The sequence below is a fragment of the Acinetobacter sp. YH16053 genome, assembly GCF_013417035.1.
GTDB lineage: Bacteria > Pseudomonadota > Gammaproteobacteria > Pseudomonadales > Moraxellaceae > Acinetobacter > Acinetobacter towneri.
Genome location: NZ_VPEP01000104.1, coordinates 1 through 1,724, shown reverse-complemented (window position 1 = coordinate 1,724; position 1,724 = coordinate 1). Strand labels below are relative to the sequence as shown.

At 39.7% G+C, this 1,724-nt stretch carries 2 protein-coding genes; both read left to right on the top strand.

Annotated elements, in window-relative coordinates; translation table 11 throughout:
- Nucleotides 1-498 (top strand): replication initiation factor domain-containing protein (locus FTV43_RS15315; protein WP_179995823.1); only part of this gene is annotated, 498 nt, incomplete at its 5' end.
- Nucleotides 499-911: 413 nt separating this feature from the next.
- Nucleotides 912-1,724, top strand: an 813-nt coding sequence (locus FTV43_RS15310) for a replication initiation factor domain-containing protein (RefSeq protein WP_179995822.1), incomplete at its 3' end; no start/stop codon positions are given.

Sequence of the window (1,724 nt, the reverse complement as noted above, 5' to 3'; positions counted from 1 at the left end):
GCACGTGTAACTTGGTTCGGTGATTGGAAATATTTAGATAGAGATAAGCTAGGGCGTACTTTGCAGATCGGTTGCCGTACTTCAGATAAAATGCTTAGGGCTTATGAAAAAGGAAAGCAATTAGGGGATAAAAATAGCGACTGGTTAAGGGTTGAGGTTGAGTTAAAAGCAAAACATACAATTATCCCTTTTGATGCGATTATAAATCCCTCTGATTACTTCATTAATCTGTATCCGTGTTTTAAAGACCTGTTTAAATACGATGATCAGGTTCAATCAAAAATAGAATATGTAAAAAGATCATTGAAAATAAGTATAGAAAAAGGGGTGGATATATTTCGCCATCAATTCGGGCGTTGGTTGGGGTTCTTCCGTCAATGGTTCGGGGATGATGAAACATGTATACAGGCTTTGGCACATGATTTCAGTGTTCCAAAACGATTTAATATGACTAAACAGGATTGGACTAGGGTGCATCCTGATTTTTGTGTTCCTTAGGCTATTTGTGATTTGTGATTTTTAAGGGCGCACTTTACCATTGAATCAATGAGTGCTTAACAGAGATGGCGGAGTGCCATCGAACTGACGGACTATGAGTTACTAGCCTTTTCCTCTCTGATTACCAATTTGAAGGCATTTGCGCCTAATGACAGGTACAGCGAAGCCGAATGGAAGGGGAAGGTTGTGTGGTGTGTGGCGTACCGTGTACGCACACCCACACCACACAGCCTTGATTTATATTATTTGTTTAGTGTAGATTGTTTATTGCACGTAAGAAGCTAACAAGCGAAGTCCTGTGAAGTTAAAGACCTGAACGCAATAGATCGACAGGCACAAAAGCAGCAGGCATAAAAATGGGCTATCAGTGCGTCAACACCATAGCCCTTGATGAACATTAAGAAGGAATGTCCATGACTAAATTTTATGGGGAAAATACCCCTTTTACAACTGCTACACCTGAAAACTATTCTAAATTCGCCAATGATTTCCTGAAAAATCGGACTTTACCCACTGTCAGCCCGTGGGAGTGCCACGTTAGTAATACGTGGCAAAACTCGAAGGCTCAAATTCCATCTAACGAAGTCCTAAAAGATTGGCAAGCGGCTAACGAAGTAAAGTTGGTTATTGATGATCAAGGCAATCCAAAAATCCTACTGGTGTCTGCACCTGCTGAACATGAAATAGCGTTTATAGATTGGATTTCATTCTCCTTAAAGCGTTACACGTTTTCGGATCACTATATTGGACTCTCAGAAGAATTTATTAACGATGCCTGCATAGAAGCAATGGGGGAAAAGTTAGAGCAAATTTTCGGATTTAAAGTCGGTAAAAAAAGAAAAAATGGCAAAAACTTCTATGAACAATGTTATGAAATTATTAATCATGATGATGTCGTGGTCGGTGATCTCTGCATAGGTGGTCAAAACAACACAATGCTTGTGATGTTATCTGGTCAGGGTTGCTTGATGGGTGACTACGGCTGGCAAGAAAAGTTATATCAATTCTTAAATAAGGCGCAAGGCGCAAAAATTACAAGACTGGATTTAGCACATGATGACTACGATGGTACTTATTTAGATATTGATGATCTGAATGAAAGAGAAACGAACGGGGAATTTTACTATTTTGGAAAGCCTGCACGTGTAACTTGGTTCGGTGATTGGAAATATTTAGATAGAGATAAGCTAGGGCGTACTTTGCAGATCGGTTGCCGTACTTCAGAT